The sequence below is a fragment of the Njordella aestuarii genome, from assembly GCF_056494165.1.
The window spans coordinates 2,414,159-2,440,321 of sequence record NZ_CM151397.1; the positions used below are offsets into that span (position 1 = coordinate 2,414,159).

Genomic DNA, 26,163 nt, shown 5'->3' on the forward strand with positions numbered 1-26,163 from the left:
ATGATTTCAAAGCCATCGCGGCCGGAGGCTCCGGGACACTACGTTGTTAAAGTCCGGTTTTGACGATGCCGTTCCTTATCGAATAGCGTCGCGTATCAATGTTAGGTGATTCAGAGTATACGATGAACTCGTTGTTGGAATGCCGCGACATTCCACACACGAAGCGGAGTGCGGAAGTACGGCAATTATAGCGAGCACGATGGACGCGAGAATTACCAACCAACTCGGTTGCGACCCAGTCGATATCAGGCTCAGGTTCACCGACCGAATAATCAATTGATGGATCAAGTGACCGAAGAAAGGCAATCAACGACTCGGAGTCTTCATTGGATTTTCCATCGTAAATCGGGTAGTAATAACCTCGAATATCATAACGCAAAACAGTGCGTATTCGTGAGTCAGCATCATTCGATATCCCAACCGTCTGGTTCGTTTGAATAGAGGGGGGGAGCGATTGTAGATCGAGAAGCGTCTGCCAGGCGAATTCATGTGAATCCGAGTACGGAATTTGAAGGTGGCATTCGTTCGGGTAGAGGTCGTAAAAGACATCAACTACGAAAAGCCGATCGTCGATCTGCCCATACCAACGCCGCACCGACGACGGGAACGATTCGTCATCGGGGTTCTCTATATACGGTGCCGGAATGTCTGAGTAGATGGAGATTTGGTCAATGTTAAACGCGAAGTGCGGCCATTCACGCACGGGTCGAGGACGTGATTCGACGATCGCAAAAAACTGGCCGCGTTCGAACCAAGTGATTGGATCCATGGATTCGCTTTAGGGGGATTCCGGCAAAGTTCAGCGAGCCCGAGCAGTTGACACATTACAAGTCAAAACGCATGATAAAGGGCTACTTCTACCACACATTGTTATCGCTTTTTCATTCGTCTGTAATCGCGACCAAACGCTTGACGTCGGACCGATACCACAGTTTACACTCATGCGAAGAGCTGAGCCAGAGGTCTGTTCGTGGACAAGAAAACCAGTCGCGGATAATTTTAAATCCCTTTTCCAATAGGGAAAAGCGAATTTGAGAATTGATTGGTCTCGGCACGACGTAGACCAATACATCCCAATTCGGACCGTAGAAACCAGATCGTTGTATCGAATTGTAGGCAGATATTCCGAGATTGTACTTTAGGTAGCGAGCGGCAAAAACAAGGCGAATTCCATCCTCCTCTGACTTGCCGTATCGATTAGCCGTAAACCACAACGCCAAGTCGGCAATCTGCGGAAGTCAGCTCATCGGTAACTAGTTTTGTGCCAACCGGGTGAGCGGCAGACGTAGGCAGTTTATCTTTCGTTTTGGTCGGTATCACGGCATTGTTCCGTCGCATCACTACCCACTGCGATAACGTTCGCTATCACCTAGTTGTTGCCGAATATTTTCCATCGTAACAACTGCTGATTTAGCGACTTAGGTGCATCGCTTGGTTCGTCAGAGTTTTGCGTTGCCGAGTCCCGTCGCGATAGTCGTTGCGAGATCAATGTTTGTTGTTACAAACGTAAAGGTATCGATCAAATCAAACGGTTCCGTAATAAGTGCGAAGATTGATTTCATGAATTCATCTGTAGAGCATCGTCCATATCCGCATCCCAAGCAAGCAGCAATCAAGTTTCGGCAATTGTGTTCAGCGAGTTTTTCGATTGCGGATCGATAAGTTCGCGCAATCAATTCGGCGTTCGTATCATAGAACCCGTCGATCGCTACAGCATGGGCGATAGCTGTAAAACGCGAACCGCACGAAGGTGTAATTACCACAGTTCCCGGCTCAACAAATTTTCGACCCAGCGTGTTTAGGTGCCGGTGCAATCGTTCCTGCATTTCACTGCCATATCGAAGCAAGAATGCACCACCGACGCCGCCAGAAAGGTTGAGGCTTGGATTTGCGGAGCAGATCACGCCATCACCCGTGGCATCAAGGATGTCAACATTCTGAACAAGCCATCGCGTCATATATGGTTTGCTGATGGAAGAATCTGTTTAGGTCCTGGGTTTGGAATTTGAGCCATCTGATTAAAATCTTACGCCTCAAGCCTGTGATAGCGCGTTGCTTGCGGCACTTCAAGTGTAGGAGCATAAATTTTGGCTAACACTCGCGTGTCACGCCCCACTCTCTTAGCCAATCTTACCTCACTTCAATCCTCAATTGTTTGGCAAACCAACATCTAAGCTTTTATTTGTTCCGCGGTGTTGACTGAGGTGCTCGTCGAGCGTTCTCCTCCACCACAATTGAACAGGAAGAACCAGCTCACTAGCTTTGCTGAACCGAGCTGGCAAAATCGTATCGGGAACGGATAAAATGGGTAATTGTTCACACTCAGGTTGAGCACTTCTTGTTGACATGTCAACAAGGAATACTCTCCCAGCTTTTAGATCAAAGCCTACTGCATTTATCTCCAGTCTTTCCTTGATCTCTCGGTACGTTTCGGAGTAAAGCGAGTAAACGATCTGTGCATTATTGCCGTCGACCTTTGCCATTGTCTCGACAAATAAGTCAGAATTCTTTTCGTCGATCCTTAACTTGGATTCAAAGGTAAAGTCGCAATTTCGAGAGTGTTTGATGACGATAACAAAGGGCAGGTGCTCGCCATCGAGTTCAGCAATCGCTTTTGATTGTGCACGGCCAAGAATTATCGTCGGACCATCCGGAGCGTAAAATGCGTTGGCCGAGTTAGCGGTTGCATATTCCCACCCACCTCCCGATCCCGTTAAAAACGCCTTGTTGCCAGTTTCTGTTTTCTGGTGTATTCGATTGGGTTTAATCGAAATAGAATTGAATTGGGATGCTAGAAACAGCGCAGTCGTAATGACACTGGCTGCCAGCAGGAAGTGTGCTGGGTGGAGGACAAATCTCATATCATTAGCAGACGGCCTAAAATCCCCCGGTCGCCGCCAAGAGACTTTAATTCGAGGAAACGCCCGATCGGCAACTCGGGTGCAGTAATATGCGCAACGGTGGACGTGATCTTGCGTCGAGCTAGTCCCCTGTGCATAGTTTTGGTGACTTTTAAGGACTGAGTCTACCAAATGAATCACTAGAGAAGGAAGAGTACGTGGCGAAAGCAACGGCTGATGGATAGCCAACGTCTTTGGTATGGCTCTGTCAAATTAGGTGAGCTGCTTAGCTTCTCTTCAGGTCGTACCGAGTCCAGAGGGCTCGATCGATTGAATTAGTTACCGCCAAGTGTTTGGCTATTATAGATCAGCGTTGGTGTCAGCTTGCATCCTTGCGACGAAACTCCTAGTGCGTCCACGAATGCTAGGTGGTGTGGCAGGGCAGCCGGAGCAACTCAAGTCCCTATGCCGATCCACGTGGAAATCCTGGCCAATCAGTTTGAGTGAGTGATCTGAAAGACCTTTGGCCAGGATAGTATCGCTCCCTGTGCCTTGATCCTGATAGCTGCAGATTCAAGAAATAGAGCTCCGTCGTGCCCTTTGAGAGGTCTAAAGTCTGCGGTCAAAACAAATTCCTTTCCAATTTCAACCGACCCGGGAATTCGCCAAAAGAAATTGAAAGCTTTCCAATGGTCAGGGTTTGCGTTCAGTCCATGCTTATTGATCTGAACTCCGAATTCATCAATTGATGGGTTTAGGCAACGACTCAATCGAAGATGCCAAGTGAGCAATACTTCGGGGTAATTTATTTCGTGCCACCTGATACTCAACCGCAATTCCGCGATTCAGTTCCGCATAGTACGCGGCAAGAGCAGCGGATACTAAGACGACGAAAAACAGGACTGAAAGACGGAAACGCATTCGTGTCATATGGGAAAACAACGGAGATCGGGAAGTCGCCAGATTGTTATTACGCACAAGTTCAAGCGCTACATTGTGTTGTATTCCTCGTGGCGTGATCAAGCTGGCTCTCTTGGGATGTCTCTAAGAAGGGATGCGCCTGTGACGCGTATTGATACGGAGGTCAAAGTGCGAGTCAACCATCAATATTAGAATCAGGCCATACAAGAAACCATTACGGAACACATTCATGGTTGTTTCAGATCGGCCAGCCACATATCTGGCATCGCTCGTCTTCGTCAATTGTAATTTGTGCCTTGCATGTAGAGCAGTACGCATTACGCAAATTCTTGGCGTTTGCATCAGTCGGCGCAGGTGTGCCGTCGACATTTGCAGGTGTGGCACCAACTGCCGCACGACACGGTATGTGTTGACGATCGTGAAACATTATTGAGACTATGCCTAGTACCAAAAAGCCTATGCCCAACATTAGCATCCAGAGATAAAGCAACATGTTTTCTGTAAAAGTCGGATTGATTTCAGGGGTTAAAGGTAAGGTATTTCATTCCGGTTTCCCACTCGTCGGATAGTTCGACGAGGACGGCAGTAACGAGTCGGAGGACGGAGGCTTCATTGGGAAAGAGCGTAGCAACGCGAGTTCGACGCTTGAGTTCTTTGTTCTGACGTTCAAGCATGTTGGTGGTTCTCATTCGCTTTTGATGTTCATTTGGCAGTTGAAAGATGGCGAACGCTTCGGGGACATTGTTATCGGCCCATGTAGCCAGCTTGGGCGCATCGGTTTGATATTTTGTGACCATTCGCTTTAGTTCTTGGCTAGCGGCAACAGCATCTTTGGCACCGAACACGGCCCGCAGGTCATCAGCAACTTCTTTGCGCATCGAGACTTTGGGGACATGATGCATAGCGTTTTGCATGAGATGGAACTGACATCGCTGCCACGGCACCGAGGGCATGACCGCTTTGCGCGCCGCTTTCAATCCGGAATGATCATCGCTAACAATGAGTTTTACTCCGGTCATTCCGCGAGCCAAGAGGTTCTCGAAGAACTCTCTCCAGTGCACTTCGGCTTCGCTGAGCGAACAACTAACTCCGACGACGCTTCGATGACCATCAGGCAAGATGGCGATAGCGACCAGAATAGCGCAGTCTCTGACAGTTCCATCAACGCGTACCTTTTCATATCTAGCATCGACGATCAAGTATTCGACTTGCCCGATGGGCCTGTTCCGCCAGGCCTCGAGCTCTTCGTCGAGCAAGGCAGCAGCGCGGCTGACTTGAGTGCTAGTCACCTCAAGTCCACAAAGTTGTTCCGTGATAGCAGCGACTTTGCGAGTGGAGACACCTTGGACGTACATTTCAGCGATTGCCAGTTTGAGAGCCCTTTCGCTTCGTTCACCACGTTCGAGAGCCGACGGGTAGAACTGGGAGTCGCGGGATTGGGGGACTTGGAGCTGGAGCTTCCCGAGTCGGCTATCGACGGTCTTTGGCTTAAACCCGTTCGCGTAGGTTCTACGCTGGTCGGTACGCTCGTAGGGGGCCGCGTTGAGGTATTCGGTCCTTTCGATCTTCATCGCTTCATTCATGAGGATTTGGATCGCTTGTGCCATGGAATCGAAGCCGTGCTCGGCGAGCAACTGGACAGCTTCGTGAGTATTGTTAGATTGGAACGCGTGGGTCATGGTGTTGGGATCCTTTCAGTCTGGTAACTAAAAAGAAACCAATCCTGGCCCACTCTTACAAGAGGGCCACCCAGCTATGGCTCGTTTTCATTCGTTCGCTGCGCTCACGAACTCAAACGAGCCATAGCTGATAACTTGAATTTACAGAAACAAAGTTACACTAACCATCCAGAGCCAAAACCAATAATAGAATGGTGGCTGGTGCATGGACCCAAATGTTAAAAAGAGGACAAGGGGAATTTGAAGGCAAAATGCAATGATTGCCCGACACCAATTGTTCGAATAGCTTTCTGGGCGAATGATCGCATAAAAAGTCACAGAATGAACGATCATAAAACAACCGAGAATAAGCACAGCTTTCCATGGGTAAGGAAATGGTGGTGCCTCATGTCGCACGAAAATCCTGTAACCGTCGGGAAATTGGCCGATGCGAGCAAGGTTCGCGAGAGACGCCAGCAAAAGGGCGACGCACATCGAAGTCCGCCAACCAAATCGACAAGTATCCTTAATTAGTGGATCAGAAGTTGGAGTAACGTTTGAGTTGGCAAGAGGTGTCATTGATTTTTAAGCGACCTGCGTGAGGACGAACGAGAATCGCTACGCCGAAAGAATCTACAAAAGTCCTGAATTTTGAGCGAGGCATTTGACTAAGTCTGACAACCCGGCCCCTTGTGTGGAATTGCTTGAGAAATTCTCGCTCACGCACTTCCTAACTCCAAGCTCACGGATTTTACGCTATGAAGTGCCCGCAATTGACCTCGACAAGTTCAGTATAACGTATGTCCTCGGCAACCGGCACGAACGACTAAACTCTAAAGGCCATGAAAATGTTCGCCGCGCCTATGTTGTTTGACCATTGCAACGATTTAAAAATCTCCGTCGTAATCTTCCCATGTTTCAAGAACTTGATCAATTGTATCAACCCATTTTCCCGGTGGCACGACAAAGAATCGACTTGGATCTGGCAAAGCACCATCGTATATACGATTCGCGAAGTTCTTTTCAACTTTTAAAACTGCGGTAGAAACTGTTAGCCATTGTCCATTTGCGGCTTGAGTTGTGAAGGACTCGCATTCATGTGGAGATCGCTTTACCGTGAGCGACCACTCGATTAGTCGTGCTCGCGTATCATGCCATTTCAGCGATTTATATGCATACGGAATGATCGTCAGTGCTACAGCCACGAACGTGATCAGGAAGAGAACGCCGTGAATAGAGAACGTTCTTCTAAGTATCCAGTATCTTAGTTGCATGAGTGATCTGCGATATTGAGGTTTGCGGTCCGGGTACGACGAACGCCACGCATCAGCGTGGTCGCTCCAAGCGATGCAGTTTTGCAAAAATGGCCGACCTGCGACTCAGGTGCACTCGATGGTCATCAGGTTTTTGAGGTCAACAATCGCCCGCCACTATCGAGTAGCAGCTTCTTGTATTGGATTGTGCGAGTGTCGGGACAATTCGTCACCGCAGTCCAAAATGCACCTGGCGGTTGATAAAAATGTGCGGCGATGTAGTGCGTGATTAGTTCGGGACAGACGAAAATGGTAGATCCATTGGGGACAAAAAGATTTGCATTCCCGAGTGGCGGGTCAAATTGACATAGTTCGCATTTGTGGCAGCCGCCGAAGACCAGAGGTTGCCAAGGCTCATTCAAAAGTGTTTTCAGTTTGGCGTAAAGCAGTGCATCCGTCGGGCCGGTTCGGAACTCGTTTTCGGCATCAAGCCATCCGACTGCAGTGAGAGCTGCGGCGCGTTCCTCGCCAAAGTAGTCGCATTCGTTAAGGTCTACAAAGTGCGCCACGGCAATTTATTTGAAGGGGGTAACAAAGAATCGATATAAGTCCTGTGTTCAGAGTAGGAGTCATTGGATTTAAAATCTGGCGACTCCTGCCCGTGATGGCGAGTCGCGCAAAAACATTCTCGCATACATTCTCACAATCCAAAGCATAGAATTATACACGACGAAGCGTTCGCTCTCGACCTCGGTAAGTTCAAAATATCGCGCTGCTTCTTTGACTCCGAAACTTGGAAACACCAGTTTCTCAGGCGCGGCCACCGAGTGAACTTCCAATTTCACTCTCTTGAAAAAACACAAAGTCGACCTCGTTTTCGTGGAAGCTCGTGGACATTCCGGGTAAATTAGCGATCTATCAAACATCCTTGATATAAACCGTTAACCCTTGCGTTGGGCCTGCACCTTAAAAGCTCGCCAACAAAGGCACAGGCGCCATTCCTCTGCGTCGCACGTCGGTTGCCATCAAGTGTGAGAAACTGACGCTGACGACGCAGGCGTCGGAACCTACCGGGATGCAGTATTGTGTAAACCATAAAAGTCAAAATTACGATTACGTCCGCCACTTGCAAACCCAGGACTTCATAGTCGACCGTGATCAGCCGGTTGCGCGGTCGACATGTTTAGTGATGACGCGACAGATGCAAACGCAACCGCATGATTTTGCTAATCCAGGTACGCGACCTTGAATTCTTTGGGGGGGAAAGACCACGATTCATAATGACAGCAGGCTATCTGATTCACCCTTAGGAATTCCTCGACGTTGTCAACAAGAACCGAATTATTATCGTAATGCAAAGCATACATTCGGTCCTCGATCACTGGCCGAACATATTCGCTGATCGCATTTTCGTACGCCTGCGGCCAGAAATCCGATATGTCGCCGTCGAAATCCGGACCGCTGTCATCATCTGGGGCGTAGTGTTCGTGCGACCCTTGGACGGCAAATTTGACCATGATATCGTGGGGCGTGAAGACAACCCACATCATGCTGCGGGGATTTGCTGGCGAAGGTATTTGATACCGAATTTCGAGCGGCATTGGTTTGTGGGCATCGAACGGATGTCCTTCACCATTGATGTCTTCTCTAAGATGCGCCCATTGTGGGAAGTCGGCGATCCAACGTAAGTGTGCATATTCTTGAAACGGTGTCATTCGAGATCGGGTCGTTCCCTGGGGGTAACGGCAGCGGTGACGGTGCCTCCGCCAAAAGACTTTGGTTTCAAAAACCGTGCCATCGGAGGCCCCTGTGCAGCGCAATGTTAAGTCTCGTCGTCGAATGCATCTTCTGGTTCAAGACCACGGATGAAAGTTTCAAAGTCCTTCGCGACGAAAGTGATCTTGTAGTCTGATTCCTGGTCCACATGAACGACTGTCGGTTCACCCTCCGGTCCGCATTCTCGGTAATCCAGACAAATCATGTCGTGGCCCGCAGAAGGACAATCACCGAAGTATATACCGATTTCCGGATAGCCCCATTCTTCCGTCCAGAATTTGCTTCCTGTCACACCGCACAGCGAGCAGTCTTTTTCACGTCCGACTCCATGAATCCCTTCAATCGCTATGTGGTCTTTTGCCCCTGACGTTGGTTCAGACGTGCGATAACACGAGTGTCGTGAAATCCCACCATTCTGAGTGCGCATTAATGCAAGATAAGATGTGGGTATTTTGAACCCGAGTTCAGCTTCGACGCTATCAACAACCGCTTCGGTAAACGGCTCCCCAACGTATTGCTCATTGGCGTAGTCCCCCGGCATCCAGAAATCGGAAAGGTCAAATTCGTGAAACGGTTTCATGCGAGTATCAACTTCAAGTTTACTTGGGATGCGAAGACGTACGGGCCGCGATAACCGAGTCACAGCGTTCGATTTTGCATCGCCGAAACGATGGTTCCGCGACTTCAGTTGATCGCCTGGTTCATCGAGTGTCCTGCCATTGTGTTCACGATATTGAATGCGGCTTTGTCCACGTCTAGGCGTCATCGGGCGCCCAGTTCCTGGTCCCCCGTTTCTCAATCAATCGCTGTTCCATCATATCCCACAATTGCGAGTCAGACATCCCTGCAGTCTCGGTTAAGAAATCATCGTAGAGACCTGGGAGTGCGTGGATCGCCGCCTGATCCTCACCATATTCATGCTGGAGAATCCGAACCCAGTTCCATCCGGCACTGAAGATTCCGAATTTGCTTCCGACCCAAAGATAAAATCGGCACTCAAAGCCGAGTCCTTTTCCCGCATCCTTTGCTCCGTGGCAGTAGCCTGCAAAGTAATTCGAAAGATCCCACAGTGAGTTTCGACCCACGTACATGGCAGGCCGCTGGCACGCGGAAAATAGTAGTTCACGAAACGAGTCTTCCACTGAGAGGCGGCTCCTTGAATCGAAGAACGTTTAGGTAAAGCCAGTGTAAGCAGTAACCACTCGGCAAGTCAGAACGCCCGAGCGCGCTCTTTGCTGTAACCTTTTGTTCTTCAATTATTGAGTTGTCTAGACCAGTATGATGTTAAAGTCCGAACAGTTCCACTTACCTGTTAGGCCGTTTGAAAAATGCAGTGCTGTTCTCTATAGCGATGAGTTCCCAGCCCTCTGTACCAAAGCTATTGAATTCTGCTTCCATGCGTTCATTCACGGAACTGGCAAAGTCGATCGGATTATTTGTGTCTCGGTTGGCACGCTCTACGGCAGTGCCAATTTGAACTAGAGACAACAATTTGTATTCCCATTTGCAAGTTCCGGATTCGTCAACGTGTCTTGCTCCAAGAGAAAAGACACAGATCGCTAACATCGAAGCGAGCACTACACCAGTAATCGCTTGTATTGGTCTTTGCATTGATACACTCCTTTGAAGATAGAATCGATCTAAGCCCTGGGTTCAGAGTAGGAGTCATTGGATTTAGAAAATTGGCGACTCCTGCCCGTGATGGCGAGTGGCGCAAAAACATGCTCGCATACATTCTCACAACCCAAAGCATAGAATTATACACGACGAAGCGTTCGCTCTCGACCTCGGTAAGTTCAAAATATCGTGCTGCATTTTTGACTCCGAAACTCTACTGTTGGCCGTGTTTACAGAGACGCGGCGAAATTCGAGAAGTCTCGCGATCCGAGACAAAGTGTGCAGCAGTTGGGTATCCAGCGACGTGGATCTAACGCTGGGTCAATCCATCGGAAGTTCGACCACTCCGTGGCCGCTGTCTCGAGAATAATCCTAGGGCACATTATCGGTCCATTCAAAATCCAGTATCAGTTTCTGGTCTGAATTCCACATCAAGACTGTTAAACGATTCTGTTGGTAAAGGACGGGTTTGTGCTCCTCCGATACACTCGTTTGTACACTTACGGCAAGCTCGTAACTAAATGGTCGTTTTTTACAGATAGGTTACCCAGCCAGGGGGCAAACCGCGATACGGCGTGATCCATTTCCAATTCTGCTCGGGCTTTTCTTCTTTCAAAGGATTTTCTCTAACATAGCTAATCGCGTTTTCGATCTGTTCGTCGCTGTCCAAGAAGACCTTCCACAACCCCCTTGCCCAAATTCCGGGTGGACGCCCGTTTCTTTTCGCATGTTCGGCTTGAGGATGTAGCTTCTCTACCATCAATTCACTTGTGGCTGCGCCCTTGAGTAGGTTCGCGATCCGTTCGACTTTGTAGCAATGTCTCGCGAGCACTAGATGCGTATGCTCCGGCAATATTGCACAGGCCCAGATTTCATAGCCTGATTTGTTCGATTGTTTCTTAAAACCGCGTCCGACGCACAATGCCTGCAGTCCTGTTAATGCCACCGGAGGGTATCGCAGTGCAGCAAGCATGGCGCTAAGTTGAGCATGTTCTTGAGCGGTGAGTTGGGCCAGTGTTCGTTGCTCCAAAAAGCGTGTGGTGCTGCCGAATCGAGCTAGCTCCCAGCTCCCAACAAACTCAGACCATGAGCCAAGTGGATCGTTAGGCAACCAGAATCCGTAGTGCGGCAGGATGACGTGATACCCGTGAATCATCGCTGTCTCCCTCGATCAAATAGCTCGCTCGTTTACCAGTTAGCCGTATGCGTAGTCGTACTTTCGCGTCGCGAGTTCCTCAGCGTCTACGGTTGACTTTCTTGGGAATATGTTAGCCCAAGGTGCCTGGAATTTCGATTCGTCCACGCGAGTACGCCTTCGGCTGACTGTTAAACGAGTTTGGATTGTTGTTAAACGAGTTGTTAGATGGAGCGTACCGACATTCTCACTCTGTAAGTTCGAGTACGCCTTCGGCTGACTGTTAAACGAATTTTGATAACAGTTAAACGAATTAGACTTCTCTACTCAAGCAGTTCGTGTAGATGAAAGTGGTGACGGCCTAGTTTGCCGCCGTAGTTGCCGCCGGTGATTTGGCGGACGCCGAATGCAGGGCCAACTTCACAAGCTGCTATAATTCCCGCCCGCATCGCTTCTCGAACTCCCTCTGGCGTTAAGCCGTCGATGACTAGCTCCAACGCGGCGCTCGGCTGCTCGCCGATTAGCGATCGTGGGATATAACGCAGCGTTGGACAAAATGCTTCGTTAGTCGACGCCCGCAAGGCTTTGTACTTCGAACCGACTTTAGAGCCGCTGCGAGCTACTCCGCCAGGAAACGGAGTGATGACGTCGGGTACCTTCTTCATTGCTCGTACGGCAGCGTCGCAGGCATGTAACGCACCATGGATCGAGTCGGCAAGGACTAGGAAATTGCCGCCGCCAACTGCGTCGACACGCCCGACGCGGTCTTCACATACAAACTCACCATCCATGACCGGAATTCGCCAGTAACGCTTGTCACCAAACTTTTTAGAAATCTGATGACCGTCGCCAAAGTAGCGGACATGCGAACCCATCGCAATCGTTTTGTCGCTATCAATTGCCCCAAACACAGAAGTGCTCGGACAAGTCAATACGCATTGACCGACGCGACGTACCAACTGCTTTTCTAATTCGCTGCCGCTCACTGCAAACAGCAGCACTGCAACACCAGGGCGACCGTCCGGCGTCTCCGATCCGATCAGCATCTTCTCAATTCCGGCTTCAACTCCACAACCGATCACGCTGGTCGCGAATCCAATCAACGAGTCGGCTGCGCGTCGCGCCCAGGTGGGTTCGGCAGCGGTGATAATGATCTTGGTCGCTTTCATATCGAAAGCTTCCGCAAACGTATCGACGATTTCTATACCATGGATTTGCACAATAGTCTCTAACTAAGTTTGCTTGTACATTTACACTTGACGCGTTGCTGTAACCTCGAGCGCAACGTTTTGCGATTGCAGTTCGTCATCGCTGATCGAAAAAGATGCTGTAGGTACGCTACTATAGCGATTCCATAGATTTAAAAAGGAACTTGGCAATTCCCGCTCGCACTGCACGTCGCTGCGCAAGATGGACTTCATCGCACGCACTTCTTTGACGTTACCAGCCTCCCAAGCAATCTCTCCGTTCCGCAAAACCAATTCAGCGTGCGAGAACATGCGTTCTATGTTTGCGCTTTCCCGAAACAAAACCACGTCAGCACGGCTACCTTGATTCAAGTCGACACGGTCAAGCAAGCCGAGCGATTTTGCGGGGCCAGCCCGCGTGATAACCGCGATTTCCTCCATGGTATATTCGCGTTTCAGTTCCGCCAAGCAACTCCACTTGCGAACCTCCGGATGCAGCTTGTCAAAAATCTCCATCCGAAAGTCATAGTTCATCAGCAGTTTGATCAAATGTGGGTACGCCGTAAAAGGCGCTCCATTAGGATGATCGGTCGTCAAGAAGACTTGCCAAGGATTACGCACGAGCAAAAAAAGTTCGAGCCCAATTGCCCATTGCAACGCGTTGACGTACTGGCTTTCGCGATACTTGAAGGGCAGCACGCCACAACCAGCTTGGCACTCGGCATCCTGAAAGACCGTCTTGCGCGGTCTCGCATGTTTGCGATTCTCGAACTGATGCATCGTATCGGCCGAGAGCGTGACGGTTTGTCCGAAAAGCACTTGGCCAACATCGATCGACAGCTCCGGTTGGCGATTGACTCGGTCTGCTAGTTGCCGCGCTGCAGAAGAATAGCGGAAAGGGCCTTCGCTGCCGTAAGCATGAAACTGGGCATGGGTGATATGCAGTCGATGGCCTTCAACGGCGTCGATGGTCGCTAGCGTCGTAGTGATATTTCCCCGTGTGCCCAGGTTGCTGCAATGCACATGTAGCGGATGTGGCAGTCGAAGGTTGTCGATTGCCTCGGCCAATCGTCGAAGAATCAGTCGCGGCGTGATATGCCAATGTGCATGGGGTGTGTCGACGTCCATGGCGCGTTGATTGTATTTGAATGCACTGATACCGCCCGCATTGACGACCTTAACTGCCATGCATTGCGTAGCCCGTAACATCCACGCGATGTAGTGCTCAAGTTCCGAGTCGTTTAGATTTTCCGAAAGCCGATGCAGCAAGAGCTCTTCGTTGCCTAACACAAGATAGCCTCCTGTGTTAACAAAAGGCGTATCCACCATCTCGCAATGCGCCTGTCGGGCTCCACTGGCCACAACGGCGGGTTCAATGCACGTCGAATAGCCCAATTGCAGGTATCGCAAGCCTGCTTCCACTGTGCTGGGAACGGGACTGCTGAGCGATGGGATGGCGTCCGATGCGAACTTCGGTCGAATCGGCCGCTCGCGTTCGTATAGCAAAAGCCTCGCCAGATTCGCTTTGCCACCGCCGATGTGGGTATGCAGATCAACTCCACCCGTCATCGCGATGCAACCGCTCGCGTCGATCACTCGGTCGGCTAGCGATTTGTCAAATGGAGAGCTGATGCGGTCGCCGTCAATGTAGATCGCTGGGTCATCAGGCGTGGTGGAAGAAATCGCCGTAGTGGGCTGATAAATCTTCTTCGCATTGTGGATGATAATTCGCAACGGTGTTCGGCAGGTTAAATCGCTGGAAAAGGTCAGGTCTACGCAGAGTATCTTAACTCGCCGACTGCGAAGCAAGAAGACGGTTGAATTGCGGCTGCGAAGCGAAAGACACAATTGAACTTTGCGATTGCTGGTTGCTTGGCGGGTAACTACAATTTAGGTATGAATCGGATTGTGCGGGAGAGAGTCGTCAAGCGAATCGCTTTAACGGCCACCGAAGGCGCAAGTGAAAGCCCGGAACCGCTCAGGTAACAAGAACTGTACGATCCTACATTCATCTCTGGAGAGCGATCCGACAACGGATCCACCGAAGGGGAAAGGTTGATGTACGTCAGCCGAGATCTCTCAGGTAAATGGACAGAGGGGCTAAATGTGATTTTCCAATTACTAGCGGTTGAACCCGAAGTAATTTTAGAGATCGCAGTCCCTATTGTTCTTTCTCAAATTGACCTGAGGTATTGCATGTCCAAAGCTGCGCCGCTATCGCCTTTTGTTGCTCGTCATATTGGCCCGCGCGATCACGAAATTCGCGAGATGCTTTCGTTGTTGGGTTATGACTCGTTAGACCATCTAACAGATGCGGTCATTCCGAATTCAATCGCCCTGCGCGAACGTCTCGAGCTTGCCACTGGCGTTAGCGAAGAGGCGGCATTGGCCGAACTGTGTGCGATTGCCAGCAAGAACAAAGTTCTCAAGAGTATGATCGGTCAAGGTTACTACGGCACATTTACGCCGAAGGTATTGCTGCGAAACGTGCTCGAGAACCCGGCGTGGTACACCGCTTATACTCCATACCAACCAGAGATTTCGCAAGGGCGACTCGAAGTCCTCTTTTATTTCCAAACGATGGTTTGCGAATTGACAGGGATGGAAATCTGCGGTGCATCGCTCTTAGACGAAGGCACTGCGGCGGCGGAAGCGATGACGCTGTGCTTGCGATCAACCAAGAAAAAGTCGACTGTGTTTCTGGTCGCAAAGCAATGCCATCCCCAAACGATCGAATTGATTAAAACTCGAGCGAGACCACTTGGTATTGAAGTTCAAGTAATCGATCAAAGCGCAACGAACGCCAATTTCCAAGACGCCTTTGGAGTGCTGCTGCAGTACCCAGCCACCGATGGTACAGTCGAAGACCTAGCGCTGTTTGCGGCCGCAGCAAAGGAGAAGCAGTGTCACGTGGTTGTCGCCAGCGACTTGCTCGCTTTGACGCTTCTCAAGCCGCCCAGCGAATTTGGAGCGGACGTCGTTGTTGGTAATGCACAGCGATTTGGTGTTCCTTTGGGATTCGGCGGTCCGCATGCGGCCTTTCTTGCAACAAAAGACGCGTTTAAGCGCACGATGCCCGGTCGGTTGGTCGGCCAATCGATCGACTCGCATGGCAAGCCCGCATTCCGGCTCGCACTTCAAACTCGAGAGCAACACATACGCCGCGAGAAAGCGACTTCGAATATCTGCACCGCTCAAGCTCTACTGGCGATCATGTCGACTTTGTACGCTTGCTACCATGGTCCCCAGGGGTTGCAAGCGATTGCAAGTCGCACGCACGGCTTGACAATGCGTCTCGCACGATCGTTGCAAGCTGCAGGTGCTGAGCTAGTGTCGGAGAAAGTTTTCGATACGCTCACAATCAAGACTGGCGCACAGACGGCGACGATTCTCAAGTCGGCGGCTGAGGCGGGCTACAATCTTCGCGTCTACGATAGCGAACATCTGAGCGTAGCGCTCGACGAGACAACGTCCGTTGAAGACCTGCAGGCTATTGCGACACTTTTCGGCGCTTCGCTGATCGACGCACAAACTGAATCGGAAAAGACTTCGCTGGCACAAGCTAGCTTCCGCACGGACGCTTACATGAGCCAGAGTGTGTTCCATCGATACCGCAGCGAGACGGAGATGATGCGGTACTTGCGACGGCTTTCTGAAATGGACATCGCGTTGGATCGAGCGATGATTCCGTTGGGATCGTGCACTATGAAGTTGAATGCGGCGACGGAGATGACGCCGGTTACTTGGCCAGAGTTCAGCAACATCCATCCATTTGCGCCTGCCGATCAATGCAAAGGCTACCACGAAATGATCGCTTCACTGGAGGCGATGTTGTGCGAAATAACTGGTTATGATGCGGTGTCGTTGCAACCGAACGCGGGTTCTCAGGGTGAATATGCCGGACTTCTGGCGATTAAACAATTCCATGAGTCCCGTGGCGATCACGCCCGCGACATCTGTTTGATCCCGAGTAGTGCGCATGGAACAAACCCGGCCAGTGCTCAAATGGCAAACATGCAGGTTGTCGTTACGAAGTGCGATCAGTATGGGAACGTTGATGTAAGTGACTTGGAAGCGAAAATTGCTGCTTATCCGAATCGGATTGCGGCGATCATGATCACTTATCCATCTACGCACGGCGTGTTCGAGGAAGTTGTCACGGAAGTATGCGCGAAGGTTCATGACGCCGGAGGTCAAATTTACATTGATGGTGCAAACTTGAATGCTTTGGTCGGCGTCGCAAAGCCTGGAAAGTTTGGCGGCGACGTTTCGCATTTAAATCTTCACAAGACGTTTTGTATTCCTCATGGCGGCGGAGGTCCTGGCGTCGGTCCAGTTGCCGTGCGAAGCCATCTTGCTCCGTACTTGCCCAAAGATAACGTCAATGCCGATCGCTCTGGTCCGCTTGTTAGTTCAGCTCCATTTGGCAGTGGCAGCATCCTGCCGATATCTTGGATGTATATTCGCATGATGGGGGCCGAGGGGCTGCGGCGGGCGACACAAGTTGCGATCCTGAACGCGAACTACGTTGCACATCGCTTGAAGGATGACTTCCCGATACTTTATACAGGGCATCGAGATCTGGTCGCGCACGAGTGCATCATCGACACTCGACCGATGGGGGAGCATCACGTAAGTGTAGAAGACATTGCGAAACGGTTAATCGACTATGGTTTTCACGCTCCGACCATGTCATTTCCTGTCGCAGGGACGTTGATGATTGAGCCGACCGAAAGCGAGTCGCTGCAGGAGCTTGATCGGTTTTGTCGGGCGATGAACTTGATCTACGTCGAGTATGAAAAAGTTCGTGATGGCGTTTGGCCAGCAGATAACAATCCATTGCACAATGCACCTCATACGCTCGATGCAATACTAGGCGATGATCAATCGCCATATTCGCGACGTGAGGCAGTTTGCCCTGACACGGAAATGGACTATGGCGTGAAATATTGGCCGCCGGTTGGTCGCGTCGACAATGTCTATGGGGATCGCAATCTGGTTTGTGCGTGCCCGCCGCTCGAGAGTTATGCGCTGCCGGAATAGCGGCGGTAAAAGAAAAACGGCCTGCAGGTGTGCAGGCCGTTTAACGTTTCAATTTCAGGTTTGGTATTCTCGATTACCAAGGGCCTCGAACTGGATAGACACCAAACTGGTTAGTGTGACTTGGCCAGTAAGGAGTTGCGTGGAACATACCGCCGCCGCCGGAAGCTGCTGGGCCTGGGCCAAATTGATGGTACACTGGACTAATCGTGTTTTGAGATACGCCCCACGAGTAGTTTTGCTGCATCCGGACGGTAGGCGGAACAACCAACGCAGTCGGCTGTCCAGTTTTCAAGTAGTAGTAATCGCCGTGCCATGGAGTTGAGTTCGCTTGGTTGCGAGCCCAGTAGTCTCCCCAAGTGCTGCGCGAAGCCCAGAAGGCTGCTTCACCTGCACCGTAGGTGTTTCCACTGACAAAGTTTCGGCCGCGAAGTTGAGCCTGAGACTGCTGTTCAGTTGCGATGAATGCTGTGGCTATTACGCCCAGCATTAGGAATAGCTTCGTGATTTTCTGCATGGATAGTTCCCTTTCAAGTCGTAGTTAAAAACAATCAACTTGCCAATCCATCCATGCCTTGGCTCGTCTGCTGCTGCGATACTTTGGTTAGTAGCGTGGCAAGCTAATTTGGCGATACATATACTTCAACCCGGTCCGTGCGGGAGGCGAATAGTAATGTGCGCTCGTTCGATTCAAGCCTTGGCCATTATCGTAATACGAATGATAACGATCGTGGTGAGCGTACAGAAACTGATGTGGGTATAACGTTTGGTTCGTTATGTAGGTGTGCCCAACCCAACCAGGAACTCCCACCGGAGAGATATACATTCCAGCGGTTGCTTGGTTTGCGTATCCTTGAGTCAGGTAGTTATCGAACAATGGCTGAGCGTGTCGGTAGCCCCACTGGCTTCCGCTAGCAGCAGATTGGCCGCCGAAGCCGCCGGAAACATAGCCGCCTTCACCGTCAGCGTAGGATACGCCACCGCATGAACCGTCGGCACATTGAGCGTGTGCGTTGGAGCTTGCGACGCTCGCAGCAATACCAACCGCGAGGCACGCGAAAGATTTCAGGATTAGTTTGTCCCGCTTCATCGGCGGACCCCCTTTGAGAAAATATGCTGCAAATTGTCAGGCTTATTACGCCATGATTCGACATCGACCGTCAAAGGACCGATTCCGCTTGAAAAATGCTAGCTCGACCACAATTCAACATAGTTCTCTGTGGCGCGTGCGGAGTGAGAAAAGTGTTCTAAACTGGGAAAGTTTTCGGATCAATACGCTTGTGCCAATGCTCCGACCTGTACGCTGGGCTCAATTGAAGTGGTGTATTGCGATTCAATACTTGCGATTCTGCGTTGTTTCGAGCACAATCTACCGAGACGTTATTCCCCACCAAGGCAATTCTAGCCGCCACTCTATCACTTCGCTTGACCACTCGCCGCATGAGCACTCACCGGACCAATCCTCGCTGAAATGCGCACAGTCAAACGTTCCGTGACAACAACTCGACTTTTTACTTCGATTGACTACTAATGAAACATCAAATACTGATCGCGATTGCCGTTCTTGGTATCAGCGCTGCCGCCCGTTCTACATGGGCTCAAGATCAAGCAGCCGAAGCTTCGGGAAGTAAACACATTCTGTTTGTGGCTGGCAATCCCAGCCACGGATATGGCTCACATGAGCACTATGCCGGCTGCCGCATCCTTGCCGAAACATTGACCCAGCGTGGTTTCGACATTACGACCGAGGTTGTTCAAAACGGTTGGCCGAAAGACTCTAGCGTGCTTGATAAAGCTGACTCAATCGTCATCTACAGCGATGGCGGTGGCGGTCACCCTGCACTTCCGCATCTTGCTGAGATGAAGAAGTTGATGGATCGCGGTGTGGGGCTCGTCTGCCTACACTACGCGGTCGAAGTGCCTAAAGATAAGGGCGGCCCCGAGTTCAAAGCTTGGTTGGGGGGATACTTCGAAACCAATTGGTCGGTTAATCCGCATTGGATCGCCAATTACAAAGAGCTGCCCAGTCATCCAGTCACGGCAGGGGTCAAGCCTTTTTCATCCAATGATGAATGGTACTTCCACATGCGTTTCAATGAAGATGCATCGCGGCTGACTCCAATTTTGACTGCGGTTGCGCCGGAGTCGACGATGCGTCGTCCAGACGGTCCGCACGAAGGGAACCAGTTCGTTCGCACGGCCGTGGCTAACGGCATACCACAACATATGGCGTGGGCATTCGAGCGGCCCGAGGGAGGTCGTTCATTCGGCTTCACGGGTGGCCACTACCATTGGAATTGGGGACGCCCTGAGTATACGCAACTCATCTCCAATGCGATTGCTTGGACGGCAGGCATTGATCCAGCTCAGGCGCAGCTCACATCGAAGCCTCGCTCTGTGGAAGTTTTGAGCGAAGGACAGGACGAAGACAAGCCGAATACGTTTGATCCGAAATCGATTCAAGAGTCGTTCGATGTTCCGCTTACGACAGCGCAACTGGGCACAGCACCGACGAAAGCTCGCTTAGTTGCTGCTCAATTGGGCAAGAAGATCGAACCGGCATTTCGTTCTCCCATTGTCACCAGCGCTACTCCGGGGCATCAAGTGAACGTGTCGGTCAACGTGGAAGGCGCAAAGAAACTGTTCTTGGTTGCTGACAACGCTGGAGATGGAATTAGCTGCGACTGGGCCGATTGGATCAATCCGACGCTGATCGATGCAGATGGCAAACGCACCAGTTTAACTGACCTGCAATGGGTAAAGGCCAAAGCTGGATTCGGTGAAGTGCGAAAGAATCGCAACGTGTCGGGTGGTCCGCTAATGATTCAATCGACGCGCTACGACAAAGGCATTGGCACTCACACCGACAGTATCATCGAATACGATCTACCGCCAAACGCGAAAACGTTCGAAGCGATCGCAGGCTTGGACAATGGTGGCACCAGTCAGAATGGTGGTAGTGTTACTTCGGTACAATTCCTGGTATTCCTGGATGAGGCTCCCGCGAATATTGGTTCGCCAGCGCGCGGCAATTCCGAACAGCGCGAGCCCGAAAACGCAGTCGCGGGGCTAGATGTCCATCCTAGCTTGACCGCTGAACTGGCTGCGTCGGAGCCTGAACTGTTGAGCTTGACGAATATTGACATCGATCATCGCGGTCGCGTCTGGGCTTGCGAAGTCGTCAACTACCGCCAACATCGCAATGACCGACCTGAAGGTGACCGCATTCTGATTTTGGAAGATACGAACCAAGATGGAGTCATGGATACCTCGAAGGTCTTCTATCAAGGTCGTGACATCGATTCGGCATTGGGCATTTGTGTGTTAGGCAATCGCGTCCTCGTCAGCGCTGCTCCTTATGTTATCGAGTTCATCGATAAGGACGGTGACGACGTGCCCGATTCCAAAGAATATGTCTTCACAAATACCGGCGAACCACAACACGATCACTCGGTTCACAGTTTTGTGATTGGGCCGGACAACAAGTTGTACTTTAATTTTGGTAACACCGGTCATCGACTGTGTGACAAGGATGGAAATCCTATCAAGGACAAGTGGGGGCGTCCTATCAACGATTCGGGCGCACCTTATCGTCAGGGGATGGCGTTTCGCTGTGACTTGGATTTCAGCAACATGGAAGTCTTGGGCCACAATTTCCGTAACAACTATGAACTGGCTGTAGACTCATTCGGCACGGTCTGGCAGTCGGATAATGACGACGACGGCAACCGTGCGACCCGCATCAATTATGTGATGGAGTATGGACAGTTTGGCTACACCGATGAAGTGACCGGTGATTCGTGGCAGAAACCGCGAACCAATATGGAAATGGAAATCCCTGAGCGACATTGGCACTTGAATGACCCGGGCGTTGTTCCAACAATGTTGATCACCGGAGCCGGTTCGCCGACCGGAATCACCGTTTACGAAGGGGACTTGCTGCCAAAGGAATTCCAGAACCAAGTTATTCATTGCGACGCTGGACCGAACGTAGTACGTGCATATCCAGTATCCAATTACGGGGCTGGCTACAATGCGACGATTTTGAACTTGATCGAAGGCACTCGAGATAAGTGGTTTCGGCCTGCGGACATTTGTGTGGCTCCCGATGGAAGCTTGTTCGTGAGTGATTGGTACGATCCGGGAGTTGGTGGACACTTGATGCAGGACACCGAACGAGGTCGTTTGTTCCGTATTGCTCCTGAGAACACTCCTTACAATATCCCCAAATACGATTTTGAATCGATCGAAGGCGCAGTAGTAGCGCTAAGTAGTCCGTCCAATTCTGCTCGTTATTTGGCGATGCAGGCACTTATCAAATTTGGTGCTCAAGCCGAATCGCAACTCGCGACCGTGCTCACTTCAGACGATCCTCGCCAAGCGGCTCGAGCGCTGTGGATGCTTGCGAGCAATGCCGCTATAGCAGAGAAATATGTCACTCGGACTTTATCGCACAAAAATCCTGACCTTAGGATTGCAGCGATTCGCGCTGGCCGATTGGCCGGATTGTCTTTAGATAAAATTGTCGACCCACTGCTGGATGACAATGAAGCTCAAGTGCGTCGTGAAGTAGCACTTGCTCTTCGCGAAGACAAATCGGCGGAAATGCCGCAGCGTTGGTTGAAACTTGCGAATCAATACGACGGTAAGGATCGCTGGATGCTCGAAGCACTTGGCATCGCTGCTATGGACCGTTGGGATGAATGCATGAAACTGTATATGGCCGAACATCAAGACGATCTTGGTAACGCGGCTGTTCGCGACATCATTTGGCGAAGCCGTTCGACGCAGTCCAGTAGCTGGATTGTGAATCTGCTTGTTAATGATGCGACCCCCGAAAGCGACATTGAGCGTCTGCTGCGTGGCCTGGACTTTCAGCCAGAAGATGCGAAACAAAAGGCGTTGCAAGAACTAATGGAACTGGCGACCAAGTCAGACTCGAAGATTGATCAAGGGCTGCGAGATCGGCTTGTCACGCAAGCCGCAATGCGCGTGAATGATCAACTGAAGGCGATGAGCAATGAAGACATCGCAGCGGCGGTTAAACGTTATCTGGCAAGTCTTGGTTCGGACCCAACCCAGTTGGCGATCATTGAACGCTTGAAGATCGAAGGCATATCCGATCGACTTATTGAACTTGCGATGGCTCTTGGGGCGAGTTCAGACGGCGTTAAAGCTGTTGACCTAGCGCTTGAAAATGGTGGTCGATCGGCAATTGAAGCGATGGTCAAGATTAAGGAAGATGCAACCGATACGCAAGCTATCGCTCAGGCGCAACGCGTTGCTCAGATACTTTCGCTGAGCAATCGAGGTGATGCGTTTGAGATTCTGCAGGGCCTTCTCGAATCGATCGATTCTGCTTCCAGTGTTCGCCTGATTGCGGCTACGGGTTTGTCGCGTAAACCGAATGGTCAGCGCTACCTAATAACGCTTGCTCAAGAGAATCGGCTGCCAGCAGATGCGGCCACGATGATTGCTTCGACGTTACGCAACGCTCGCAATCCACGTGTCGCAGAAGAGGCTGCGAAGTTGTTTCCACCGATCGCGGTTTCTGGAACGCCGTTGCCTGGAATCGACGAACTTGCGAAAATGCAGGGTAATGCAGAGGAAGGCCAGCGAGTGTTCACAACCGTGGCAACATGTGCACAGTGTCATATCGTGAAAGGCGTTGGCAAGAACGTCGGGCCTGATCTCTCGGAAATCGGCGATAAACTGACTCGTGAAGCGATGTATGTCGCAATCCTGAATCCAAGTGCGGGCATCTCGCATAACTATGAAGCGTATTCTGCGCTGACCGAAGACGGCAACGTAGTTACCGGATTGCTTGTCAGCAAGAACGATAGTGAGATAATCTTGCGGGACAAAGACGGAATCGAACGTAAGATGCCGATGACTGATGTGGAAGAATTCAAGAAGTTGGAAGTATCGTTGATGCCTAACAACTTACAGGATTTGATTAAGCAGCAAGGGTTGGTCGACGTCGTCGAATATATGACGACCTTGAAGAAGCTTGCTGAGTAATCAACGTACTGGTTTGAATCACGTAAATCATTTGGCGAGGCTTGAATCCGCATCTTCACGTTTGATGCGAATCGGCCCGCCATGCCGCACAGCGGCGATTCATAAATAGTACGCTTGGTAAGATCGACTGGTAACGAGTATCGAGGTCTTGCAAAATTTTTGGGCTATGGAGAAAGTAGGCCCAAGCCTGGTGCCTTCCGTTCTCTGTTTCGACCGAGATCAATTTGCGAAGGTAAAGGCTTTTGGCCAGATCATACGGATCATATTCCTCGAACGCGTCGAGCGTTTTGAGCGTCTCGTCCCAGACTTCGTCGGAGAGCGTGTGAAGTTCGCCTATTATCCAAGTAGTGCCGGGAATGATCGCGGGGTAAGGGCCCAAGCTATACATTTCTGCTTGGACGCAACCTTTTTCGATAGTCGATGACGCATGCGGCCAAACTTTGCACGCTGCAATTCCGCCGAGCAATGTTCCGTAAACAAAAATCTTCTTGTCGTCAGCCATCTTAGCTCCCAGTCCCAACTTTCTTTCCCCACGCCGCTGCCCGTCGGTGGTCAGCTCGGTATAATTTTGTGCAGTATCGCGGGCGACCGCGAGAGCGTTGCATTTTTAAGCTACCGGCACCATTCAGCAATGGCATTGGACCGGCTAATCGAGACATTGGGAAGGCATTTTCAAGATGGCAAGTGTACTGGATCTGATACTTGGACAGATGGGACAGGGCGGCGTTGATCAAATTGCCCAAAAGATCGGAGCGGATCGCAAGCAGACGGAAAGCGCGATTTCGGCCGCACTTCCAACGATGATCGAAGCTCTGGGAAGGTCGACCGACAAGAAGACATCGGTGGAAGATCTTTACAAGAAGTTAGGTATGGGAGCGGCAAATTCAGCGTCAGCACGTTCCGCTGCCAGTTCGTTTGGTGATGTTTTGCCGCCAGGCATGCGGCCTGCCCAATCGCAACCAACTCCGTCGCATGCCGCCCAGGCGCAAGCCCCAGCCAACCCATTCGGCGAGAGTGCGGGATCGATATCGGATGTATTGGGCGGGCTATTTGGCCAAAAGAAAGAACGCGTCGAAAAGTCTATCGGTAAGACAAGCGGTTTGAATTCCGATCAAATCGGTCCGCTCATAGCAATGCTCGGCCCTTTGGTCTTAGGCGCAGTTGCTAGTAAAGCGAGTGCGAGCAAGGAAGCCACGACGCACGACGTGCTGCAAGAAGAGCGAGAGAACATTCGCAAGTCCGAAGGTGGATCGTCGTTTCTTGGTTCAATGTTCGATCAAGATGGCGATGGCGACTTCGATATGTCCGACGTTATGAAGTTCGGCATGAGCAAATTGTTCGGTCGCAAGTAAGCGAGTGCATCGACGCCTCAGGCTAGTTTAGATCTGTTTCGACCGAGGCGAGCTCGGTCGAATTGCTTGCTGTTGGCACTTGCGGCTTCAAAGTTTCGCTATCTGTTCGCCGCTACTCTGTAGCGGGACGCCATTTCGCTAGCCAGCTTCCGTAAGGTGCTGGCAAAACGCTCGCTGGCTTGTCGATGCCCAACTCTTGGGCCGCTACATACGGCCAATGTGAGTTGTCAAGCAATGCACGCCCGATGAAAACCAGATCGACTTGCTCGTTGACGATATACTCATTCGCCAATTTTGGTTCCGAGATATTCCAGGAGGTCGTCGTCGGGATAGCGACTTCGCGTCGGACTCTTTCCGCAATCGGCACCATAAAACCGTGCTTGCCCCAGGGGACATTCGAGACATCGGTAGTATTGAATCCCATGCTCACATCGATGAGATCAAGCCCATTTGTCTTCATCAAGCGAACGAGTTCAATCGATTCTTCCAGCGGTTGCTGTCCGTCGACGAAATCGATCACACCCAGCCTCGCAGTAAGCGGCAAACGCTCAGGCCAGACTTTGCGAACGGCCGTCAATGTTTCTAGCAAGAATCGTGCTCGGTTTTCAAAGCTCCCGCCGTATTGATCCGTTCGCATGTTTGCGAGCGGTGAAAAGAAGCTTTGAGCCAGATAGCCATGCGCAAAATGGAGCTCTAGCCACTTAAACCCCGACTCAAGCGCACGTTTGGCGGCCGCTACGAAGTCCTGTGTAACGCGAGCGATGTCCTCGACCGACATTTCTTTGGGAACGCGGTTGAGGATACCACCGAAGGCGTTCGCCGATGGCCCAATAATCTCCCACGCCTCAGGCTCAGTCTCCGGTATATGTTGATCGCCATCCCAAGGCCGATACGCGCTGGCTTTGCGGCCAGCGTGCGCGATCTGAATGCCAGGCACAGCTCCGACGCTTTCGATAAACCGATTGATAGGCTCAAAGGCGGCAGCTTGTGCGTCATTCCAAATGCCAGAATCTTGCGGCGAAATGCGGCCTTCGGGCGAAACCGCGGAAGCTTCCACGATGACCAAACCAGATCCACCGACGGCCAGCGTTCCTAGATGGACGCGGTGCCAGTCGTTAGGCATGCCATCGATCGATGAATATTGGCACATCGGGGAAACGCCAATTCGATTCTTGAGGCGGACATCCTTAAGCTGAAATTCACTGAATAAATGCGGCACGATCTTCTTTTCTCCAAGGAACGAAATGAACTTTTCCCATCTTATCGCAACCTTACATTTTGCACTACGTTCAAGGGGCGGCTATAAAGCACGTGCTAAAACGACTTTCAATGACACATGCAAGATGTAACGCGACTGAGCTTG

At 51.0% G+C, this 26,163-nt stretch carries 21 protein-coding genes and 1 riboswitch; of the genes, 4 read left to right on the top strand and 17 right to left on the bottom strand.

From position 1 onward, the window contains the following. Positions 1–46: 46 nt before the first annotated feature. The 4 genes from SH451x_RS09420 to SH451x_RS09435 form a co-directional block, all read right to left on the bottom strand. Positions 47–769: a hypothetical protein gene (locus SH451x_RS09420; RefSeq protein ID WP_479362203.1), complete on the bottom strand. Its 723-nt coding sequence runs from the start codon at positions 767–769 to the stop codon at positions 47–49. 670 nt (positions 770–1,439) lie between these two features. Beyond that, complete coding sequence (locus SH451x_RS09425; RefSeq protein WP_479362204.1) at positions 1,440–1,958, bottom strand: macro domain-containing protein; 519 nt, start codon at positions 1,956–1,958, stop codon at positions 1,440–1,442. 189 nt (positions 1,959–2,147) lie between these two features. Continuing rightward, on the bottom strand, positions 2,148–2,861 hold the full coding sequence (locus tag SH451x_RS09430) for a hypothetical protein (protein ID WP_479362205.1): 714 nt from the start codon (positions 2,859–2,861) through the stop codon (positions 2,148–2,150). Between the two features lie 1,418 nt (positions 2,862–4,279). Next, positions 4,280–5,440, bottom strand: a complete 1,161-nt coding sequence (locus SH451x_RS09435; protein WP_479357360.1) for an IS256 family transposase — start codon at positions 5,438–5,440, stop codon at positions 4,280–4,282. Positions 5,441–5,761: 321 nt separating this feature from the next. On the opposite strand from SH451x_RS09435, the gene SH451x_RS09440 reads away from it, so the two are divergent. Continuing rightward, complete coding sequence (locus SH451x_RS09440) at positions 5,762–5,953, top strand: hypothetical protein (RefSeq protein ID WP_479362206.1); 192 nt, start codon at positions 5,762–5,764, stop codon at positions 5,951–5,953. Positions 5,954–6,306: 353 nt separating this feature from the next. Here SH451x_RS09440 and SH451x_RS09445 read toward each other — a convergent pair whose 3' ends face one another. From SH451x_RS09445 to SH451x_RS09485, 9 genes are all read right to left on the bottom strand, one after another. Next, positions 6,307–6,693 carry a hypothetical protein gene (locus SH451x_RS09445; RefSeq protein ID WP_479362207.1) on the bottom strand — a complete coding sequence of 129 codons (387 nt, stop codon included), beginning with the start codon at positions 6,691–6,693 and terminating at the stop codon, positions 6,307–6,309. A 125-nt stretch (positions 6,694–6,818) separates the two neighbouring features. Next, positions 6,819–7,241 (bottom strand): DUF7919 family protein, encoded by a 423-nt coding sequence (locus SH451x_RS09450; protein ID WP_479362208.1) that lies wholly within the window; start codon positions 7,239–7,241, stop codon positions 6,819–6,821. Between the two features lie 657 nt (positions 7,242–7,898). Continuing rightward, the gene (locus SH451x_RS09455; RefSeq protein ID WP_479362209.1) at positions 7,899–8,387 is read right to left on the bottom strand and encodes a hypothetical protein; all 489 of its coding nucleotides are present in this window, start codon (positions 8,385–8,387) and stop codon (positions 7,899–7,901) included. Between the two features lie 107 nt (positions 8,388–8,494). Then, positions 8,495–9,214 (bottom strand): SMI1/KNR4 family protein, encoded by a 720-nt coding sequence (locus tag SH451x_RS09460; RefSeq protein ID WP_479362210.1) that lies wholly within the window; start codon positions 9,212–9,214, stop codon positions 8,495–8,497. Then, entirely contained in the window at positions 9,204–9,590 is a 387-nt protein-coding gene (locus SH451x_RS09465) for a hypothetical protein (RefSeq protein ID WP_479362211.1), read from the bottom strand. Before SH451x_RS09465 ends, SH451x_RS09460 begins: the two co-directional genes overlap by 11 nt. Positions 9,591–9,753: 163 nt before the next feature. Continuing rightward, entirely contained in the window at positions 9,754–10,059 is a 306-nt protein-coding gene (locus SH451x_RS09470) for a hypothetical protein (protein ID WP_479362212.1), read from the bottom strand. A 538-nt stretch (positions 10,060–10,597) separates the two neighbouring features. Beyond that, positions 10,598–11,221: a transposase gene (locus SH451x_RS09475; RefSeq protein ID WP_479362213.1), complete on the bottom strand. Its 624-nt coding sequence runs from the start codon at positions 11,219–11,221 to the stop codon at positions 10,598–10,600. Between the two features lie 302 nt (positions 11,222–11,523). Then, positions 11,524–12,420: a formylmethanofuran--tetrahydromethanopterin N-formyltransferase gene (gene fhcD, locus SH451x_RS09480; RefSeq protein ID WP_479362214.1), complete on the bottom strand. Its 897-nt coding sequence runs from the start codon at positions 12,418–12,420 to the stop codon at positions 11,524–11,526. A 30-nt stretch (positions 12,421–12,450) separates the two neighbouring features. Beyond that, positions 12,451–14,121, bottom strand: coding sequence for a formylmethanofuran dehydrogenase subunit A (locus SH451x_RS09485; protein WP_479362215.1), 1,671 nt, complete (start codon positions 14,119–14,121; stop codon positions 12,451–12,453). 270 nt (positions 14,122–14,391) lie between these two features. Then, positions 14,392–14,492: riboswitch (glycine riboswitch) on the top strand. Positions 14,493–14,583: 91 nt separating this feature from the next. Between SH451x_RS09485 and gcvP the strand changes: the two genes are divergently transcribed. Then, positions 14,584–17,430, top strand: a complete 2,847-nt coding sequence (gene gcvP, locus SH451x_RS09490; RefSeq protein WP_479362216.1) for an aminomethyl-transferring glycine dehydrogenase — start codon at positions 14,584–14,586, stop codon at positions 17,428–17,430. A 73-nt stretch (positions 17,431–17,503) separates the two neighbouring features. Here the strand turns inward: gcvP and SH451x_RS09495 are convergent, their stop codons facing one another. Both SH451x_RS09495 and SH451x_RS09500 read right to left on the bottom strand, forming a co-directional pair. Next, positions 17,504–17,944 (bottom strand): hypothetical protein, encoded by a 441-nt coding sequence (locus SH451x_RS09495; protein WP_479362217.1) that lies wholly within the window; start codon positions 17,942–17,944, stop codon positions 17,504–17,506. 87 nt (positions 17,945–18,031) lie between these two features. Beyond that, positions 18,032–18,517 carry a hypothetical protein gene (locus SH451x_RS09500; protein WP_479362218.1) on the bottom strand — a complete coding sequence of 162 codons (486 nt, stop codon included), beginning with the start codon at positions 18,515–18,517 and terminating at the stop codon, positions 18,032–18,034. Between the two features lie 440 nt (positions 18,518–18,957). Between SH451x_RS09500 and SH451x_RS09505 the strand changes: the two genes are divergently transcribed. Further along, a complete protein-coding gene (locus SH451x_RS09505; protein WP_479362219.1) occupies positions 18,958–23,448 on the top strand; it encodes a PVC-type heme-binding CxxCH protein in 4,491 nt (1,496 codons plus the stop codon). 55 nt (positions 23,449–23,503) lie between these two features. On the opposite strand, the gene SH451x_RS09510 is transcribed toward SH451x_RS09505, so the two are convergent. Continuing rightward, on the bottom strand, positions 23,504–23,950 hold the full coding sequence (locus SH451x_RS09510; RefSeq protein WP_479362220.1) for a gamma-glutamylcyclotransferase family protein: 447 nt from the start codon (positions 23,948–23,950) through the stop codon (positions 23,504–23,506). Between the two features lie 175 nt (positions 23,951–24,125). Between SH451x_RS09510 and SH451x_RS09515 the strand changes: the two genes are divergently transcribed. Continuing rightward, positions 24,126–24,800: a DUF937 domain-containing protein gene (locus SH451x_RS09515; RefSeq protein ID WP_479362221.1), complete on the top strand. Its 675-nt coding sequence runs from the start codon at positions 24,126–24,128 to the stop codon at positions 24,798–24,800. 112 nt (positions 24,801–24,912) lie between these two features. Here the strand turns inward: SH451x_RS09515 and SH451x_RS09520 are convergent, their stop codons facing one another. Next, the gene (locus SH451x_RS09520) at positions 24,913–26,019 is read right to left on the bottom strand and encodes an NADH:flavin oxidoreductase/NADH oxidase (protein ID WP_479362222.1); all 1,107 of its coding nucleotides are present in this window, start codon (positions 26,017–26,019) and stop codon (positions 24,913–24,915) included. Between the last annotated feature and the right edge of the window lie 144 nt (positions 26,020–26,163).

Bases quoted from the DNA above. Each gene is read 5' to 3' on its own strand.
- SH451x_RS09420 (WP_479362203.1), bottom strand. From the start codon at position 769: ATGGATCCAATCACTTGGTTCGAACGCGGCCAGTTTTTTGCGATCGTC.
- SH451x_RS09425 (WP_479362204.1), bottom strand. From the start codon at position 1,958: ATGACGCGATGGCTTGTTCAGAATGTTGACATCCTTGATGCCACGGGT.
- SH451x_RS09430 (WP_479362205.1), bottom strand. From the start codon at position 2,861: ATGAGATTTGTCCTCCACCCAGCACACTTCCTGCTGGCAGCCAGTGTC.
- SH451x_RS09435 (WP_479357360.1), bottom strand. From the start codon at position 5,440: ATGACCCACGCGTTCCAATCTAACAATACTCACGAAGCTGTCCAGTTG.
- SH451x_RS09440 (WP_479362206.1), top strand. From the start codon at position 5,762: ATGAACGATCATAAAACAACCGAGAATAAGCACAGCTTTCCATGGGTA.
- SH451x_RS09445 (WP_479362207.1), bottom strand. From the start codon at position 6,693: ATGCAACTAAGATACTGGATACTTAGAAGAACGTTCTCTATTCACGGC.
- SH451x_RS09455 (WP_479362209.1), bottom strand. From the start codon at position 8,387: ATGACACCGTTTCAAGAATATGCACACTTACGTTGGATCGCCGACTTC.
- SH451x_RS09460 (WP_479362210.1), bottom strand. From the start codon at position 9,214: ATGACGCCTAGACGTGGACAAAGCCGCATTCAATATCGTGAACACAAT.
- SH451x_RS09470 (WP_479362212.1), bottom strand. From the start codon at position 10,059: ATGCAAAGACCAATACAAGCGATTACTGGTGTAGTGCTCGCTTCGATG.
- SH451x_RS09475 (WP_479362213.1), bottom strand. From the start codon at position 11,221: ATGATTCACGGGTATCACGTCATCCTGCCGCACTACGGATTCTGGTTG.
- gcvP (WP_479362216.1), top strand. From the start codon at position 14,584: ATGTCCAAAGCTGCGCCGCTATCGCCTTTTGTTGCTCGTCATATTGGC.
- SH451x_RS09495 (WP_479362217.1), bottom strand. From the start codon at position 17,944: ATGCAGAAAATCACGAAGCTATTCCTAATGCTGGGCGTAATAGCCACA.
- SH451x_RS09500 (WP_479362218.1), bottom strand. From the start codon at position 18,517: ATGAAGCGGGACAAACTAATCCTGAAATCTTTCGCGTGCCTCGCGGTT.
- SH451x_RS09505 (WP_479362219.1), top strand. From the start codon at position 18,958: ATGAAACATCAAATACTGATCGCGATTGCCGTTCTTGGTATCAGCGCT.
- SH451x_RS09510 (WP_479362220.1), bottom strand. From the start codon at position 23,950: ATGGCTGACGACAAGAAGATTTTTGTTTACGGAACATTGCTCGGCGGA.
- SH451x_RS09515 (WP_479362221.1), top strand. From the start codon at position 24,126: ATGGCAAGTGTACTGGATCTGATACTTGGACAGATGGGACAGGGCGGC.